The organism is Bacillus thuringiensis (assembly GCF_001595725.1).
Taxonomy (GTDB): Bacteria; Bacillota; Bacilli; order Bacillales; family Bacillaceae_G; genus Bacillus_A; species Bacillus_A thuringiensis_K.
This window is the reverse complement of record NZ_CP014282.1, coordinates 372,958-390,131: the sequence shown is the minus strand read 5'-3', so window position 1 is coordinate 390,131 and position 17,174 is coordinate 372,958. Positions and strand designations below refer to the sequence as shown.

The following is a 17,174-nucleotide window of genomic DNA, read 5'->3' as shown; positions in this document are numbered from 1 at the left end:
CTAAATATCTTTACGAACAATTGGCATACTCATGCAACGTGGACCCCCACGACCACGAGATAATTCCGAACTTAGCACCTCAATCACTTCTATACCATGTTCCCGTAATAACGTATTGGATACATAGTTGCGATCATATGTAACAACTACACCTGGCGCGATTGCTAATGTGTTCGAGCCATCATTCCATTGTTCACGAGCAGAAGCAATTACATCCCCTCCTCCACATGGAATAAGAACTAATTCACTTAAGCCTAATACCTCTTTTAATGCTTCCATTAAAGAAGTACGATGTGTAATTTTAAGAGTTTCCTCATCTGATCCTTTTTCTAAAATATAAATATTCATATTCCCTTTTGGCCCTTGAATGGCTGGGTGAATTGTAAACTTGTCATAATCAACCATTGTAAATACTGTATCTAGATGCATAAATGCTCGGCATTTTGGAATTTCTATTGCTAACACTTTCTTAATTTTATTTTGTCGGCTAAAGAGATTTTTAGCTAAACGTTCAATTGCTTTAGCTGAAGTACGAGCAGATACTCCAATCGCAATTGTTTCTTCATTTAAAATTAGCTCGTCGCCACCTTCAATTGGAAATTTATAATCACGATCTAACCAGATTGGTACATTATGTTTTGCGAATCTTGGATGATATTTAATGATGTACTTCATGAACAATGATTCACGTCTACGCGCTGGTTCTCTCATCTTATTTATCGTTAAGCCATCGCCCACGCTAGCTGCTGGATCACGAGTAAAATATAAATTAGGCATTGGATCTAAGTAAAACGGATAGTGATCTTCCATTAATTCATATAAATGTGTCTTCTTACTTGTTTCAATTTCGTTTTTCCGTACACCGCCCATAATTTTTTGAATTAATTCTTCATTTGAAAAGGAAAGTAAATATTCTTTTAAAGTTTGATGTGCAACATTTACGTCGGCCTGTCCTTCTTTTAAAATACGATCAACAAATTCTTCTCGAAGTTTTTTATCTACTAACGCCTCAGCGGCTAGTTTTTCTAAATAAAGAACTTCAACACCCCGATTGCGTAACGTTTGTGCAAAATAATCATGCTCTTTTTGAATAATTGGTAAGTATGGAATATCGTCAAATAATAATTGCTGCAAATAATCTGGCGTCAAGTTTTCCACTTCTTTACCCGGTCGTTTTAATAAAACCGTTTGTAATTCCCCAATTTCTGAAGTAACATGTATCGGATGTTTCATTTGTTGTACCTCCTTTTAAATATGTTTGATGTCTTACAAGTACATAATAAATGCTCTGCACTTTCATCTTTGTGAAAGCATCCACATTATCATTGTGAAATATTAAACAAGTTATTTTTTTAAAATCATACGAATATGTATTTTTATAACAAACTATCTCGCTTTCTCAATAAAAAATACATATATTACGCATATATGTTGAATATTTAACTTCCTTATTTAAACAAAAATCCTGTTTTAATTTTATTAAAAACAGGATTTTTGTATCTAAATAATTAAATTTAATCTTTCTTCTATAATCTCCCTATCTGATTTCGACTGTGAAATTATAAGGCATGTATCATTTCCACATATACATCCTATTTTTTCTTTCCAATCTAACTCATCAAATAAAACACCAATAACATGTGCATTACCAGGTAATGTTTTAATAACCATTAATTGATCTACACAATCAATTTTTACAACAACTTCTCGTAATTTTTTCTTTAACTTTATATCAGTTTGTAAATGCTCTTCTGAGAAAACTTTATATATCATTAATCCTTCTTGAGAAGGTACCTTCGTTAAGTTTAACTCACGAATATCGCGAGAAACCGTAGCTTGTGTTACTAATACACCTTTTTTTGCTAACAATTCTACTAATCTTTCTTGCTTATCTATTTCATACTCCTTTACAAATTGTTTAATTAACCGTTGTCTTTTTTCTTTTTTCATAAAAGACACCCCTTTTAATATTATAGCTCGCTATAATTTTCATCCGAAAGGGACAGAAAAGAATGTTGCGGAAACGTTCATAGTTTAACTGTAAATATTAAATCAAGCTAAATAAAAAAGAGAAGAACAGCATTCTGTTCTTCCTTTTACATTGAAAATCGTTCAATTGTTTGTTTCAAATCAGTTGCTTGCTTCTCTAAATCCTTTAATAATTGATCGATTACTATCATATTTTTAGACTGTTGTAGCGTCACACGCGCCACTTCTTGCGAACCAGCTGACGTTTCTTCAGCAATTGCTGCTACAGCTTTTGTTTGTGCTCCTGTTTGATGAATGTGGCTCACTTGTTCATTCATATAACTACTAATTTGCTGAGTTGCATCGGCTACTTCCATAACACTTGATGACATTTCTTTTAAAATTAATTCCGTAGCTTCCCCACGTTTCGCCTCTTCTTTAGCTATTTTCACTTGTTCTGTCATTTTCATTGCAACTTGTTGTACTTCATCTTGCATATTCCGTAATAACTGCGATATGTTTCTTGCAGAATGATCACTTTCATCAGCAAGTTTACGTACTTCTTCCGCAACAACCGCAAAACCTCTTCCATGCTCTCCTGCGCGAGCTGCCTCAATAGAAGCATTTAGTGCTAATAAATTCGTTTGGCTAGCAATCGCACTCACAACAGACACAATATGTTCTACTTGTTTCATTCGTTCTTCTAACTTCTGTACATTTTGCATTGAATCTTCATTTTCTTTTGCCAATGTTTGAATACCTTGAATTAAAGACGTAAAAACACGAGTACTATGCCCTAAAGCTTCAACCATTTCTGAAGACAATGTATCAGACTGCTTCGCTTTTTCTTCTACTTCACTTGCAATAGACGTCGTTGTATCAACAGCAGAAACAATTGCTTGAATTGATGCCGCTGATTGCTCAGCGCCTGAAGAAATCTCTGCAAGTGTCTCAGATACACCTTGCGCTTGTCTCGTTGCTTCGCCTGTTTGTTTTCTAATCTGCTGTACTTGATTATTTGTATACGAAAATGTTGTATCAATATTTTTTACCATGCCCCTTAAGTTTCCTAACATCATATTAAATGCAACACTTAAAGATTTAATTTCATCATCTGTCTTCGGTAATGGAACATCTTCACGAATATCACCCTCAGCTGCTTTTCTTGCCGCTTCCTCTAACTTGCGAAGTGGTTTAATTAAAAATACGGCTGCTCCATATGCTAAAATTCCAGACCATACTACCCCTAATAACATAACGATAATATTATATACAGTTTGACTTACATAACTTTGAAAATAATCGTATATCACGTAAATAAAAAATATACTTGTTGAATATGTAATAAAAGCTAAAACTGTAGTGAATAGCATAAGTTGTGTACGTAATCCAAAAGAAAATGTTTTCCTTTCTTTTTCCATCTTCCCTTTCCCCCTTTTTATAAGCAATATAAATACTACCTATATATTATTATCCATATTTTCATTATAGAAGGATATAGAGATTTTAAAAATATTATTTCTTTGAATATCAAATTGCACGAAAAAAATAAAGGATTCTGACAATTTATGACTAATAACAGAAATAAGGGGCAACATTTGTAAAATATATTTTTAACTGGGGGTTTTGTATGATTCAAGTTCGAAATCTAGTAAAATCATTCGGTTCACTTGATGTGTTAAAAGGAATTGATTTAGAAGTAAAAGAAAAAGAAGTTGTTGTTTTAATTGGTGCCAGTGGTTCTGGTAAAAGTACATTACTTCGCTGTCTTAACTTTTTAGAAATGTACGATGAAGGCGAAATTCACTTACAAGGTGAGCGAATTGATCCAAAACATTCAAATTTAAATAAAGTCCGTGAAAATGTCGGTATGGTTTTTCAGCACTTTAACCTCTTTCCTCATATGACCTCACTAGAAAACATCATAGAAGCACCTATTCACGTAAAAAAATTAGAGAAAGCAAATGCAAAGGATATTGGAACTCAATTTCTCCAAAAAGTCGGCCTTCAGGATAAAGCGGATGTAACTCCTCATCTTCTTTCAGGTGGCCAAAAACAGCGCGTTGCCATTGCACGAGCTCTTGCAATGAACCCTAAGATTATGCTATTTGATGAGCCTACCTCAGCTTTAGACCCTGAACTTGTTGGAGAAGTATTGCAAGTTATGAAAGAACTTGCTGAAGAAGGGATGACAATGGTTATTGTTACTCATGAAATGAATTTCGCAAGAGATGTAGCTGATCGCGTCATCTTTATGGATGATGGAAAGATTGTAGAAGATGCTCCGCCAGCACAATTCTTTTCAGCTCCATCACATGAACGGGCAAAACAATTTTTACGCAACGTTTTATAATGTAACTTCTGTTTCAAACGAAAAGGAATACATTCATACGGTGCACAACTAATCATCCAAATAAAATATTTCAATAACATACTTAAAATCATCCGTATGATCAATATATAGGAGGGGTTTTATGAAAAGAAAACTATTAACCATTGTTGCGAGCATTACACTATGTACATCCTTCATACTAGGAGCTTGTAGCAAAGAAAGCTCTACTACTTCATCAAATGGTGAAAAAGAATTTCGCTATGCAATGAGTGGATTATACAAACCTTTTAATTATAAAGAAAACGACGGCAAACTTGTCGGCTTTGATATAGAAATCGGTGAAGCTCTTGCTAAAAAGATGAACATGAAGGCTACGCCAGTTACAAACCCATGGGAAACGCTAATTCAAGGTCTTCAAGCGAAGAAATATGATGTAATACTGGGTAGTATGGCAATTACAGAGGAGCGCTTAAAAGCTGTTAGTTTCTCAAATCCGTACTATCGCTCTGGCGCTCAAATTTTTGTGACTAAAAAGAATACTGCTATCTCTTCTCCAGAAGATTTAAAAGGTAAGAAAATTGGTGTTGTAAAAGCTAGTACCTTTAAAAATCTTGTTGCAAAATATACAGATCAAATTACAGAATATGACAGCGACATTACTGCTCTTATGGATTTAGAGCCTGGGCGTGTTGACGCAGTAATTACGGATCAAATGGTTGGTCTACGTATGATAAAAGAAGGAAAATCGAATATAAAAGAAGCGGGAAAACCATTAAATCTTGATGAAATGGGAATTGCTATTCGCAAAGATGATAAAGAAATGGTTGAGAAAGTAAATAAAGCGTTAGATGAAATCATTAAAGATGGTACGTATGAAAAGATCAGTAAAAAATGGTTCGGGCGTAATATTCTTGGTGAAGAGGAAAAAACGAAGTAAGTTAGCCATTCAAAAGATTCATAAACAGTGCCCCACTCATTAAATGTTCATTTTATGTGGGGCATTTCATTCTCTACTAAAATCTATACAATATGAGGTGAAACGCATGTTTGAAATTTTTATCTCTACCTATCCCACACTCTTAAAGGCTACCATTGTCACATTACAATTAACATTAACCTCCCTAGTACTCGGTTCATTAATTGGATTATTATTTGCTTTCTTTCGAATCTCGAATAACAAAGTTTTAAATAGCATTGCTCATATCTATATTGCTATTATTCGTGGTACACCTTTAATCGTTCAAATCGCAATTCTCTATTTTGGCATTACATCTGTCATTGTTTTCTCCCCTTTTTGGGCAGGAGCAATCGCTTTAGCAATTCATAACGGTGCATATATTACGGAAATCTTCCGAGGATCCATTCAATCCGTCGACCGAGGACAATTGGAAGCCGCTCGCTCCTTAGGTATGCCTTATCCTTTAGCTATGCGCCGGATTATATTACCACAAGCATTTCGTCTGTCTCTTCCTCCTCTAGGAAACCAGTTTATTATTGGATTAAAAGACTCTTCACTTGTCGCTTACGTAGGACTGTCCGAATTATGGGGATCAGGTTTATCAATTGCAGCAGGTAACTTCCAACAATTAGATACTTACATAATCGTTGGTGTATACTATCTCGTACTTGTTCTTCTATTTACTTACTTTGTTAATCTTTTAGAAAAACGACTACAACGAAAAGAAACTAACTCCGTCCAAGTCCATAAAAAGAACAAAACGGAAGTTTCTTTATAAGAAAAAGCAAGCCTGAGATGGCTTGCTTTTTCATTGCAAAAATATATTAATTTTTACTGATTTACTTTTTTAATACTTTCGTCTTCCTCTATATGTTCCTCACGATATGAAATATTATGAGGATCTAGTCCATTTCCTAAAGAACCATAGAAATGCTCTCTATGCGGATCCACTAATTCACTTCCTTGATAATACACACGTGGTGTATTCCATAGCGCTGCCAAAGCTTTTGTCATCGGCATCTCATGATAGCGTTCCGGCCACATTTCTTTAATCTTCTCTTTTACTAACGGATAGTATTTAGAACTCATAGCAGGAAACAGATGGTGTTCTGTATGATATGAGAAATTGAAATGTAAAACGTCTACCCAGCGCGGCACTGTTACTGACAAACAGTTTGCTAACGGATCATTTACTGGAACAATTGGATTTAAGCGGTGATTTGTTGCGATATATGCCATTACAATAAAGTTAGCAATTAACAACGGAATGACATATGCAAATAACCATTTTCCAGGTCCCATAATAAACAATAAACTAATCCAAACTGTCCAAGGCAAAAGAAGTTGAAGCCATACAGATTTTTGATTGGATGACTTGAACTCTTTTATAAAATGAAAGAACATTCGAGTCGAATGCAATGTAAATTGAATTGTTAGTGACAGAAAACTAAAGAATGAACGTACATGTAAAGGCATACGATATACCCAACTCAAAAACTTACTCTTCTTAAGTTTCTCAAGTGTCGGCCATGCATCCGGATCATTCTCTTCATGCTGTGTATGAACATGATGCGTTGCATTATGCCACTTTCTCCAAAGCTTTGGCCCTGTTGATAATGGCATAAATGCAATCGCGCCTAAGAAGTCACGAAGCCATGCCTTTCTTACAACAGTTCCATGTAAAATTTCATGCCCTAAAAATCCAAGTGAAGCAAAACATAATCCAAGAACAATCGCAATTCCTAGATTCGCCCACACATTCAATTCAAATACACCAATCGATATTAACCCCGCCAATGCCACAAGCAAATAAGCCAGTCCACCAAATAAACGAGTAGGCACTGGTTTAAATGCTTTTTTCGGCAAATGTGGTGATACACGTGCTGCATACCACCCAAACGTATGAAGCTCCTTCATCCTTTTGCCCCTTTCTTATGCCGCGCCTTGCGCAACTTACATATATCAATTCTTGTTTCCAGATTGATTTTACTAGATGATCCAAAAAGCATCTATTATAAGGAAAATATACTCACTCTATCGTCACTTATTTTTCGCTTTTATTATCAATGAAAAACATTTCTCTTTTTACTCTCTATCAACCTTTCCACATGATGAATCATAACAATAGAATTTCTATATTGTCAACACCTTTTATGACCTAGTAATAAAAGGTGGTTATATTTTTATAATCATACTTTATTTCACTAAAGAAAATGTATAGATTCCATAAGGTTTTATCCACTATATATAGACATTTTCTTAAACGCCATAGACTCTATCTCATTCAATAACTCTCTATGTAATCAACAAATAGAATCACTTGAATTTAGTTTTATATAAATCCTACTTCTTCATAATGCCCTACCTAATTAATTATATTAAAATAATTTATATCCTCTTTTAATAAAAATAGACTTCTTCTAAAACAACACACATGATTTTCATATAATATGGAAATATTAAAAGGAAAATTGTTCTAAAATCAGGAGGTTTCCGCAATGACAAATGATACATTTCCACAACTGCCGCTATCTTATTGGATTGAATCTACCGAGTTTCCTACTTTTCCTCGTTTATCCGAAAATATAAAAACGAAAGTTGCTATTATCGGTGCTGGTATTACAGGTATTACCACTGCCTATTTACTTGCAAAAGAAGGCATCGATGTGGTTTTAATTGATTCTGGTCGTATTTTAAACGGGACGACTGGGCATACAACAGCGAAAGTAACAGCACAACATGATCTTATTTATGATGAATTAATAAATCATTTCGGTGTAGAAAAGGCCCGGCTTTACTATGAATCAAATAATCAGGCTCTACAATTCATAAACGAAACTGTTCAAACATATAAAATCGACTGTAATTTCTCAAATGAAGATTCATATTTATATACAACTACTGATAACGGATTAAGAAATTTATCAAAAGAATATGAAGCTTATCAAAAATTAAATATACCTTGTGATTATGTTCAATCTCTATCGATTCCTATTCCAGTACAATCTGCGCTTGTAATGAAAAATCAAGCACAATTCCATCCCCTTCTTTATTTAAAAACACTTTTAGAAAAGTTTGTGGAGATGGGCGGAAAGCTCTACGAACAAACAACAGCTATGAATGTGGAAAAGGGAGATTATCCACAAATAATTACAAAAGAGGGCCATCATATCACTTGTGAATATGTCGTCTCTTGTTCACATTTTCCTTTTTATGATGCAAATAGCTTTTTCTTTACGCGAATGTACGCAGAACGCTCCTATGCTCTTGCAATAAAAGCAAAAATGGATTATCCAGGTGGCATGTATTTAAGTATTGATGATCCAAAGCGCTCCTTACGCTATATAACAAACAATGGAGAAAAATTAATTTTGATTGGCGGAGAGAGTCATAAAACAGGGCAAGGAATAAATACGATGCTTCATTATGAAGCACTCTATTCTTTTGCTGAAGCAACTTTTGGAATAGACGAAGTTCCTTATAGATGGTCAGCACAAGATTTAATCACTCTAGATAAGCTTCCTTATATCGGACATATTAACGAAAGAAATCCAAATATATTTGTTGCAACTGGATATCGCAAATGGGGAATGACAACTGGAACTGCTGCCGCTCACCTACTGAAGGACTCCATCCTAAAAGTCCACAGTCCCTATAAAGAACTGTATGCACCATCACGCTTCCATGCAAATCCAGATATAAAAACGTTCCTCTCCCAGAACATTGATGTTGCGAAACATTTAATTGAAGGAAAGATTGAAAATGCATTACGTAAACCAGAAGATCTCGAAGTTGGTGAAGGATCTGTCGTACATGTTAACGGTAAACGGGCAGGTGCTTATAAGGACAAAGAAGGAAAATTACATATCGTCGATACAACTTGTACACATCTCGGCTGCGAAGTTGAATGGAATAATGGTGATTGTACTTGGGATTGTCCTTGTCACGGTTCCCGCTTTTCAATTGAGGGAGACGTTATTGAAGGTCCAGCAGATCAACCGTTAAAACGAGTTGATAATGAGTAAACCAATAAAGAAGTTCAACAGGTTTCCTGTTGAACTTCTTTATTGATTATAAAACCTTTTCAGATAAATTTCGACACAGGGAGGAAAATATTAACATAAAATAAAATAATATATTCATCTACAAATAAAAGGGGGGGAATACTATGCAACCTTCAGCTCCACCTCATCTAGAATCTACAGAAACTATCTTTTCAAGCTCTATTACAAAACTTGTTGTTTTTATTTGTTGGCTAGCCATTCTAGCTGATGGATATGATTTAGGTATTTACGGTGCCGTTCTTCCAAAGCTCCTAGAAGACAAAAGCTGGGCACTTTCACCAGCTTACGCTGGCACAATTGCAAGCTATGCTTTATTTGGGATGTTTATTGGTGCTATTCTAGTTGGAACTATTACAGATCTAATTGGACGAAAATGGATGCTTATATGCTGTTTAGCGCTTTTTTCTATCACAATGGGACTAGCTGCACTTGCTCCTTCTCCCGAATTATTTGGTTTATCTCGATTTATTGGAGGAATCGGATTAGGCGGTGTTATTCCAACAGCTTCAGCACTTACTGTTGAATATTCACCAAAAAAACGACAATCTTTTATTTATGCTCTTATGTTTACTGGCTATCCTTTAGGTATCGTGTTAGGCGCTATTTTGTCTATGTTTATGTTAGAAAGTTTCGGATGGAGAACTATGTTTGGCATCGGAATGATTCCACTACTCCTCATTCCTTTCATTATTCGTTATTTACCTGAATCCATTCAATTTTTATTATCACGTAATCGCCAAAAAGAAGTGGACCAAATCCTTAATCGTTTTCAAATTGTATTCTATGCGAAAAATGAAACTTATCAAACTCCGTCTAATATACGAAAGAAAAATGGATTTCTTACTTTATTCTCAAAAGAATACATAAAAGCAACGCTACTTTTTTGGATCACTTATATAATGGGAATGTTTTTAATATACGGTTTAAATACTTGGTTACCTCAGATGATGCGACAGGCAGGATACCCTCTTGGATCTAGTTTATCATTTCTACTTATGCTAAATATTACTGCCGCTATCGGTGCATTATTTGCTGGAGCAATCGCGGATCGTATAGGAGCTAAAATCGTTATTAGCATCTCCTATCTTATGGCAGCTATATGTATTGGACTATTAACAATTAAACCATCTGTTACAATCATTTATCTTTTAATTGGTCTTGCTGGAATTGGATCAGTCGGTATTACTCAAATATTAAATGCATATGTAACCCAATACTTCCCATCACATATCCGAGCTACTTCCTTAGGCTGGGGACTTGGACTTGGCCGAGTTGGTGCAATTGCTGGCCCTATTCTCGTCGGTATTATTATGACAATGCAATATGACTTATCATGGAATTTTTACTTATTCTCCTTTGCAGGTCTTATCGCAGCTATATCTGTTTTCTTTATTCCTACAAAATAAAAAGAGCACAAACTTACTTGTGCTCTTTTTCATATGCTTCAAACAGCATGTCTCGAAATAGTTTATTTAAAATCTCAATATCGATCCCTAACCCCTTTTCAACACCTTTCACGTATTGCCCATAGTAATGAATTTGTTCTTCTAAAAATTGATTCAACACCTTAATTTTCAATCCAACATCTAATTCAGTACCTGCTTTTTTCTTTATTAACAACTTTTCAATTTCATCTAATACGCTACGTTCTAATGATAATTCTGTAATCAATCGGTCAAATTCTACAGGTGGTAAAGTTGCTTTCTCTTCTAGCCACTTACAAGCTAAAATAGGACGTAATACATAAAAGTACTTTTTCAGCTTTACATTCTCACCTTGCAAAAATTCACGATAATTTTTCGAAGCCATATGTAAATAATGATATATCGTTGCTTTTGGATCAAAATTCTTCTCACTCATCTGTTGAAGTAGTTCTGGAAAATTAGAGTTTTTCGAATAAAAAATTGGTGATCGAATCCACTCAAGTAAAGCTGGGTTCGACTTCGCGAATAGTTGCAACGCCTTTCTAATATCCCAACCACTTATATCTAAATCATCACTAATTGGATATTCAATTACATCTCGTTTGTCATGAATTGATAAATACCATTCTACCGGATGTATATAAACAAACCTAACATCATAATCGCTATCTTTCGATGGAAACCCCCAAGCACGACTCCCTGATTCCACCGCAAATAAAATTTTCACATCATTCTCTTTTTCAATTCTTTCTAACTCCAACTCGATTTTCTCTCTCATTTCATAACATCTCCATTTTTTGATTATTTCCTTGGAAATTCGACAATACACTATCAATTTTACTACATACTAAAAAAACTGTCAGAAATTACTGACAGCCCAATGAAACTTCTATTATTGCTTTTCGATTACAGTAGCAGCAATTCGTTCAAACTCTTTTTGAATCTCCTCTTTATATGCATCTACTACTGAAAAATCCATAGCAGCAATATAAATTCGTTCTAATTTATCACGAACCGATTTTGCTTTTGCTAAGAAAGACATCGCCTCATTCATTTTTGCTTTATATTGAATGGAAACATCACGAATTTCCTTCGCATATTTCTCATCCGTCCCTGGGGTAACAATAAGGGCATACATATCAATAATTTCATCACCCTCGCGACTTGGAAAATATTCATGTGGTGCAGTGCTATCAAAAATTGCAAAGCCTAATTCTCTTACGATAACCATATCAAGACTATTCGGATCAAATCCGCAATGATATACTTCAACTTCAAACCCTTTTTCTTCAGCTGCCCTAGCTAACTTTTTGAGCATCGTTGATTTTCCAGAGCCTGGGCGCCCTTTTATAAAATAACGATATGGTAACCCTTCTGTTAAATTAGGAACAAAATCAACTGCTCCTTTCGGTGTAGCAGCTCCTAAAAAACGATGTTTTACAAGCGATTGTCTCCCGCTTTTATCTGCAAATAATTTCTGGATTAGCTGATCGGTTAATTCATTTGCTTTATTAAAATCTATATTATCAATATATATCTTCTCCCACTCATCATGTATAAGCAATGCCTCTTTAAAACATGCGTAAGCAGACTGAAAAGCTTTGCTTGCTTCTGAAACAAATCTTTCAATTTCTAACTTCTGCTTCCTTAGTTTATCTGAATCCCAAGCAATTCCTAAATTTATATACTCTTCAACAACTCCTGGCATTTTGGGCTCAATTACATGTGGTGATGTCCCATCAACAATTCCTACTTTTAATTTTGGGATAATTACACCATCAACCGATTTATTGTCAGAAGAACAATGTAAAAATTCAATATCATATCCTTTTTCAACCCATTCACGACCGATTGCCTTTATTAAAGAAGATTTCCCCGTTCCTGGACCACCCTTTAAGATAAATAATCTGTCTAACCCTTTTAAATTCTCTTCATATAAATTATGAAATCCCCTAGCTGTATTACCACCAGCATAATAATTCAATACATTTCCTGTCACTGCACTCACTCCTTCGCAGCATTCTATTTACATAAGCTACAATATGCGCGTAGCTTTATTTGGGTGAATACCTATTTTGTATTGCACGCAAAAAGGAAATGAATTACAATTTAACTATCGGAAAATTCCGGTTTTAAAATTAAATACTTCTTTATCAAGAGAGGCAGAGGGACCGGCCCTTTGAAGCCCAGCAACCTCAGTTTATACAAACTGAATAGGTGCTAATTCCTGCAAAATGCATTGCATTTTGGAAGATAAAATTCAACTAGCATGTAAAGCTCACCTTTCTTGATATTGAAGGGTGAGCTTTTTATTATTTGAAAAACATATATTGGAGGTATGTAAAATGAAAGTAATTGATTTATCGCAAACATTTGAAAATAATATGTCTCAATTTCCTGGAACACCTAAAATACAACTAGAAGCTGTTACAAGTGTTGAAGAATCAGGCTATCAAGTTACAGATTTTCATTCTGTCGTTCATGTTGGCACGCATTGTGATGCTCCTGCGCATTTTATTTCAGGCGCAACGACTATCGATCAATTACCCCTAAATCAATTTGTAGGCGAAGCGATTCTTATTGATGTAACTCATGTACAAGAACGAAAACTACCTAAAGAAGTACTGCACGATGCTGATATAAGAGAAGGAGATATTGTTATTTTCCATTCCAATCTATCTACTAAATGGAATACAGAGGCGTATGAGAAAGAAGCTTTTTATCTTTCTGAAGAATTAGCCGAGGAACTAGTACAATTAAAAGTAAAATCTGTCGGTTTAGATTTTATTTCTCCTGATGAGGTAACGACAGAAACATCACCAATTCATCACATACTACTTGGGAATAATATTTATTTAATCGAAAACTTAACAAACTTAGATGCCATTCACACGAAACGTTTCTTCTTCTCAGCAGCACCTTTAAAAATTAAAGATAGCGACGGTGCTTTCGCAAGAGCATTCGCTGTAATTTTTTAAACAAACTATACAAAAAAGCAAAGATCATCATTGACCTTTGCTTCTATTTTTTTTATTTAAATTAAGAAAGAATTGCTCAACATGGGGACGTAACCAAGCTAAATAATCCTTCTCTTTCTTCTTTGTACAAGCTATTTCTTCCCCATCTACCATTTCAACAAGTTCTAGTTCTAACAGTTGCTTCGTGAATGCTAACATATTCACTTCTTCGGATGGATACTCTTCTTTTAATTTCTCCTCAATTTCCCTCAATAAAAAACCGTCACGCATCATTGCCAATGCATCAATCCAAAGTGGCGGCATTTCATATTTTTCTCCTGTAATTGTATCTTTTACAATATAATTCTTTTGCTCTTTTCGAAATTGAATCGTGTGTAAACATACAGTCGAATTTAATGTTAATTCCATCATACCACCTCTTTCATAATATCTGCATAGAAAAAAGGATGCGCGTGCACCCCTTCTTATCTTTTCATAACACTACTGAACCGCTACATGAGCAATCAATCTCATGTCGATATTTTCCTCCATTATAAACGAAGTATTTTATAAAAAAAACCCTTCTTGAAACATTTTATAAAATGTTTATATTTACACAACAAGAACACTTTTCTGAAAAATCTTTTCTCCCAATACATTAAACGGTCGGCAGAAAAATTTCTACTTTTGTTCCTACTCCTATACTACTTTGGATTGTGATACTCCCTTGATGTTCCTTAATAATTTTATATGTAATCATTAATCCAAGTCCTGTACCAGTTTCCTTTGTTGTGTAAAACGCCTTGCCGATTTTTTCTAACTTCTCATTCTCTATACCAAATCCTTGGTCTTCAACAGAAATACACAAATATCCTTGCGTTTTTTGATATGCACGGATATGGATTTCTCCACCCTCTGGCATTGATTCTATTCCATTTTTAATGATATTTAATAATACTTGTTTTAATTGCTTATCATTACCGTTTATAGTTGGTAAATTCCCATCTACTTGTAAATAACATTTAACTCTATATTGCATTGCATAACTTTCCATTAGATGCACAACATATAGAAGGATGTCTCGTATATTACACCTTTCATAATTTGTTGGCTTTGGTTTTCCTAACAACATTAATTCACTAACAAATCCATTGACTCTTTCAATTTCTTGTAGCATAATGTCGTAGCTCATCGTATCAGTTGGATTTCTTTCTTTTTGCATTTGCGTAAATCCTTTTAACGCTGTTAACGGATTTCGAATTTCATGGGCAATTGTTGTAGACATAGTCCCAATCACAGCTAAATTTTCCGTCTCTTTCATATTGTTCATCATTTCAACCACTGTTCTTACATAAGATTGAAATCGTTTTAATAAAGAATGTGAAATAATGAAATAAAATACACATAAAACAAGTGGAATTATCACTTTTAAATCTTGTAATAGCAATGTGAAAAATACGTACTTTCCAATTACACTAAAGGACACTAAATAAAAGTATTTTTTATTCACGAAAACTGGGGCAAATAAAATTAATAACATTTCTACCATACTGCCATGTTCAAAAGGTCTATCCGTTCGCAAATAAATCATTAAATTATTAACAAGATTGATAAACATGTACCCAAATAAAAATAAATATTTTACAGAATATACATATCCTCTTTTTTGAAGATATATAGAAATAGGTAATAATGCCATTACAAATATAGGCACACCTATCCCAAGACTACCTTCTGGCCAACCTACCGCTGTTCCACTAATATTCATAGCAGGATATACAAAATAATATATAGCGTCATATAAAAAGAATATAATATAGAATAATAATATAAATACCTTTAAGGCTCTTCTTTCTTCATAAATCAAGCTCTTGTATTTATTCATATAAAAACTCCCCTTGATCGATACAAAAAACTTTCATTGTTATTCTCCTTAAAGTATAAGTATGAAATTGCTTTCAGGGCAATATTTAACCTTATAATACTAAAAGGAAGGAGATCTCTCCTTCCTTTTAGTAACAACTTACATCCATCTTACCCTGTCATGTAACAATCCATCCGTAAAATTATTATGCCCCATTACAAAATCCTTCATATATAAATTTAAATACTCACCGTACTTACTTTCTGTATTTAATAACAACTCCTCGACGTAATAAGCACCTTGTTCAAATTGATCTAAAAGTAAACTGGACAGGCCCGCATAAATCCCGCACCCTACCTGAAAATACGTTGCATTCGTTTTATATTTACGAAAAACTTTGCTACTATTCATCACATTATACATATATGTCTCACTATTTTCATAAACGAGTAACACACCCACCAAGTCCTCTCCAGCAACCTCTTCTTCCGCTGGATTAAACACTTTACGATTCCAGTTCCATAAATCTTCTACTTGATCTAAGTTCTGTCTAATTATATTTGTTGTATACTCATTAATTCGGTAAAGAAAACCAACTTCCATATTAAAGTTTTTCCCTAAAATTAATACTTCCTCATGTGGCATTAAACAACCATAGAATTCTTTTTCTCCTAACTTCACTTTATACTCTGAAGAATATACATCTTCATAAAAGTAAAGAGGACGATGATGACTCATATACATCGGATAACTCCAGATCGCTTCATCTAAAAATCGCTCTACTGCCCATGAAGCATAAAGTGTATGTGGCTTTATAAGTGCTGTATCATTCAAAAATGATGTGTCATGTTCTACAATATAACATGCTCTTGGCCTTTCATTTGGTCGTTCCTTCATAAGCTCAACAACCATCCATTGAACAACACCTGGATTCATACCTGAACCTATAATCGCTTTTGTATTTGTAAATTTCTCTTTCTCCTTCTCAAACCTTGTATATCTTTCCGTAAGCTGAAAGCCGATTAAGCTGTCGTCCTGATCTACTGCTTCATTTTCCAAGGCTGAATTAATATAGCAAATTCCTAATTCATTACAGCAGCTTAATACTCTAATTGTATCTGCCCCTGAAACATCAATCACAACACTCGTACTTTTTTCTTTTAAATGTTCTTTAAATTCCACTACATTTTGAAGGTTTATCTCATATAAATATAATTGACCTTTCAAATTCGAAAACAACTCATCATAATAAGTCCTATCTTTTTGTTTTATATCCACCAAATGAAATTTGGCATTCTTTAATACTTCATAAATTGGATCTTTTTCATTTGCTATCGCTTGATTTAAAATTGCTAAAACTGCTTTTGCTGCTCCACCAGCACTACCAAGTAATGTAATCGATAACGGATTTAGAAACTGCTCCACCAACAAAACTCCTTTAATAAATTAGTTGAGCAGCTCCTTCTCAAAAAATAAATTGAATACATAAAAAGATAGCTCGTACACATTTCTTTATAAATTAGTACAAAATTTTTTAAAAAAATCACACCATAATATATTTATATTCAATTCATTTTTCCCCTCATATTCAAATCGAGCTAAACAAA

14 protein-coding genes, 2 pseudogenes and 1 riboswitch are annotated in these 17,174 nt (G+C 34.1%); of the genes and pseudogenes, 6 read left to right on the top strand and 10 right to left on the bottom strand.

The genetic code is table 11. From position 1 onward, the window contains the following. The 4 genes and pseudogenes from arcA to AXW78_RS35620 all read right to left on the bottom strand — a co-directional run. On the bottom strand, window positions 1-1,233 hold the full coding sequence (gene arcA, locus AXW78_RS02030; protein ID WP_061883734.1) for an arginine deiminase: 1,233 nt from the start codon (window positions 1,231-1,233) through the stop codon (window positions 1-3). Window positions 1,234-1,500: 267 nt separating this feature from the next. Next, the gene (gene argR / locus AXW78_RS02025; RefSeq protein ID WP_000711829.1) at window positions 1,501-1,950 is read right to left on the bottom strand and encodes an arginine repressor; all 450 of its coding nucleotides are present in this window, start codon (window positions 1,948-1,950) and stop codon (window positions 1,501-1,503) included. 146 nt (window positions 1,951-2,096) lie between these two features. Beyond that, window positions 2,097-2,669: pseudogene (locus AXW78_RS35625) on the bottom strand (methyl-accepting chemotaxis protein); the annotation flags it as partial. A 369-nt stretch (window positions 2,670-3,038) separates the two neighbouring features. Then, window positions 3,039-3,224, bottom strand: a pseudogene (locus AXW78_RS35620) (HAMP domain-containing protein); the annotation flags it as partial. A gap of 374 nt (window positions 3,225-3,598) precedes the next feature. On the opposite strand from AXW78_RS35620, the gene AXW78_RS02015 reads away from it, so the two are divergent. The 3 genes from AXW78_RS02015 (at window position 3,599) to AXW78_RS02005 (ending at window position 6,036) form a co-directional block, all read left to right on the top strand. Next, window positions 3,599-4,321, top strand: coding sequence for an amino acid ABC transporter ATP-binding protein (locus AXW78_RS02015; RefSeq protein WP_000616922.1), 723 nt, complete (start codon window positions 3,599-3,601; stop codon window positions 4,319-4,321). A gap of 121 nt (window positions 4,322-4,442) precedes the next feature. Next, window positions 4,443-5,237, top strand: coding sequence for an ABC transporter substrate-binding protein (locus AXW78_RS02010; protein WP_000823750.1), 795 nt, complete (start codon window positions 4,443-4,445; stop codon window positions 5,235-5,237). A gap of 43 nt (window positions 5,238-5,280) precedes the next feature. Then, window positions 5,281-6,036: an amino acid ABC transporter permease gene (locus tag AXW78_RS02005; RefSeq protein WP_003299858.1), complete on the top strand. Its 756-nt coding sequence runs from the start codon at window positions 5,281-5,283 to the stop codon at window positions 6,034-6,036. A gap of 53 nt (window positions 6,037-6,089) precedes the next feature. Here the strand turns inward: AXW78_RS02005 and AXW78_RS02000 are convergent, their stop codons facing one another. Then, window positions 6,090-7,175, bottom strand: coding sequence for a Delta(10) desaturase DesB (locus tag AXW78_RS02000; protein ID WP_000661223.1), 1,086 nt, complete (start codon window positions 7,173-7,175; stop codon window positions 6,090-6,092). A 581-nt stretch (window positions 7,176-7,756) separates the two neighbouring features. Here AXW78_RS02000 and AXW78_RS01995 point away from each other — a divergent pair. Both AXW78_RS01995 and AXW78_RS01990 read left to right on the top strand, forming a co-directional pair. After that, complete coding sequence (locus AXW78_RS01995; RefSeq protein WP_000180401.1) at window positions 7,757-9,283, top strand: FAD-dependent oxidoreductase; 1,527 nt, start codon at window positions 7,757-7,759, stop codon at window positions 9,281-9,283. 143 nt (window positions 9,284-9,426) lie between these two features. Next, on the top strand, window positions 9,427-10,728 hold the full coding sequence (locus AXW78_RS01990; protein ID WP_001183097.1) for an MFS transporter: 1,302 nt from the start codon (window positions 9,427-9,429) through the stop codon (window positions 10,726-10,728). A gap of 13 nt (window positions 10,729-10,741) precedes the next feature. Here AXW78_RS01990 and AXW78_RS01985 read toward each other — a convergent pair whose 3' ends face one another. Both AXW78_RS01985 and AXW78_RS01980 read right to left on the bottom strand, forming a co-directional pair. Continuing rightward, a complete protein-coding gene (locus tag AXW78_RS01985; protein WP_001208239.1) occupies window positions 10,742-11,524 on the bottom strand; it encodes a nucleotidyltransferase domain-containing protein in 783 nt (260 codons plus the stop codon). Window positions 11,525-11,638: 114 nt separating this feature from the next. Beyond that, the gene (locus AXW78_RS01980; protein ID WP_000147469.1) at window positions 11,639-12,745 is read right to left on the bottom strand and encodes a PRK06851 family protein; all 1,107 of its coding nucleotides are present in this window, start codon (window positions 12,743-12,745) and stop codon (window positions 11,639-11,641) included. 148 nt (window positions 12,746-12,893) lie between these two features. Next, a riboswitch (SAM riboswitch) is annotated at window positions 12,894-13,006 on the top strand. An 85-nt stretch (window positions 13,007-13,091) separates the two neighbouring features. Between AXW78_RS01980 and AXW78_RS01975 the strand changes: the two genes are divergently transcribed. After that, entirely contained in the window at window positions 13,092-13,724 is a 633-nt protein-coding gene (locus AXW78_RS01975; protein WP_000862984.1) for a cyclase family protein, read from the top strand. 27 nt (window positions 13,725-13,751) lie between these two features. Here the strand turns inward: AXW78_RS01975 and AXW78_RS01970 are convergent, their stop codons facing one another. The 3 genes from AXW78_RS01970 to AXW78_RS01960 form a co-directional block, all read right to left on the bottom strand. Continuing rightward, on the bottom strand, window positions 13,752-14,132 hold the full coding sequence (locus AXW78_RS01970) for a hypothetical protein (RefSeq protein ID WP_046945089.1): 381 nt from the start codon (window positions 14,130-14,132) through the stop codon (window positions 13,752-13,754). 229 nt (window positions 14,133-14,361) lie between these two features. Further along, window positions 14,362-15,588 carry an ATP-binding protein gene (locus AXW78_RS01965; RefSeq protein WP_001046111.1) on the bottom strand — a complete coding sequence of 409 codons (1,227 nt, stop codon included), beginning with the start codon at window positions 15,586-15,588 and terminating at the stop codon, window positions 14,362-14,364. Between the two features lie 138 nt (window positions 15,589-15,726). Beyond that, window positions 15,727-16,992 carry a hypothetical protein gene (locus AXW78_RS01960; protein WP_000434668.1) on the bottom strand — a complete coding sequence of 422 codons (1,266 nt, stop codon included), beginning with the start codon at window positions 16,990-16,992 and terminating at the stop codon, window positions 15,727-15,729. Between the last annotated feature and the right edge of the window lie 182 nt (window positions 16,993-17,174).

What these genes read in the sequence shown, in the direction of transcription:
- arcA (WP_061883734.1), bottom strand. Translation starts at nt 1,233, where the DNA reads ATGAAACATCCGATACATGTTACTTCAGAAATTGGGGAATTACAAACG.
- argR (WP_000711829.1), bottom strand. Translation starts at nt 1,950, where the DNA reads ATGAAAAAAGAAAAAAGACAACGGTTAATTAAACAATTTGTAAAGGAG.
- AXW78_RS02015 (WP_000616922.1), top strand. Translation starts at nt 3,599, where the DNA reads ATGATTCAAGTTCGAAATCTAGTAAAATCATTCGGTTCACTTGATGTG.
- AXW78_RS02010 (WP_000823750.1), top strand. Translation starts at nt 4,443, where the DNA reads ATGAAAAGAAAACTATTAACCATTGTTGCGAGCATTACACTATGTACA.
- AXW78_RS02005 (WP_003299858.1), top strand. Translation starts at nt 5,281, where the DNA reads ATGTTCATTTTATGTGGGGCATTTCATTCTCTACTAAAATCTATACAA.
- AXW78_RS02000 (WP_000661223.1), bottom strand. Translation starts at nt 7,175, where the DNA reads ATGAAGGAGCTTCATACGTTTGGGTGGTATGCAGCACGTGTATCACCA.
- AXW78_RS01995 (WP_000180401.1), top strand. Translation starts at nt 7,757, where the DNA reads ATGACAAATGATACATTTCCACAACTGCCGCTATCTTATTGGATTGAA.
- AXW78_RS01990 (WP_001183097.1), top strand. Translation starts at nt 9,427, where the DNA reads ATGCAACCTTCAGCTCCACCTCATCTAGAATCTACAGAAACTATCTTT.
- AXW78_RS01985 (WP_001208239.1), bottom strand. Translation starts at nt 11,524, where the DNA reads ATGAGAGAGAAAATCGAGTTGGAGTTAGAAAGAATTGAAAAAGAGAAT.
- AXW78_RS01975 (WP_000862984.1), top strand. Translation starts at nt 13,092, where the DNA reads ATGAAAGTAATTGATTTATCGCAAACATTTGAAAATAATATGTCTCAA.
- AXW78_RS01970 (WP_046945089.1), bottom strand. Translation starts at nt 14,132, where the DNA reads ATGGAATTAACATTAAATTCGACTGTATGTTTACACACGATTCAATTT.
- AXW78_RS01965 (WP_001046111.1), bottom strand. Translation starts at nt 15,588, where the DNA reads ATGAATAAATACAAGAGCTTGATTTATGAAGAAAGAAGAGCCTTAAAG.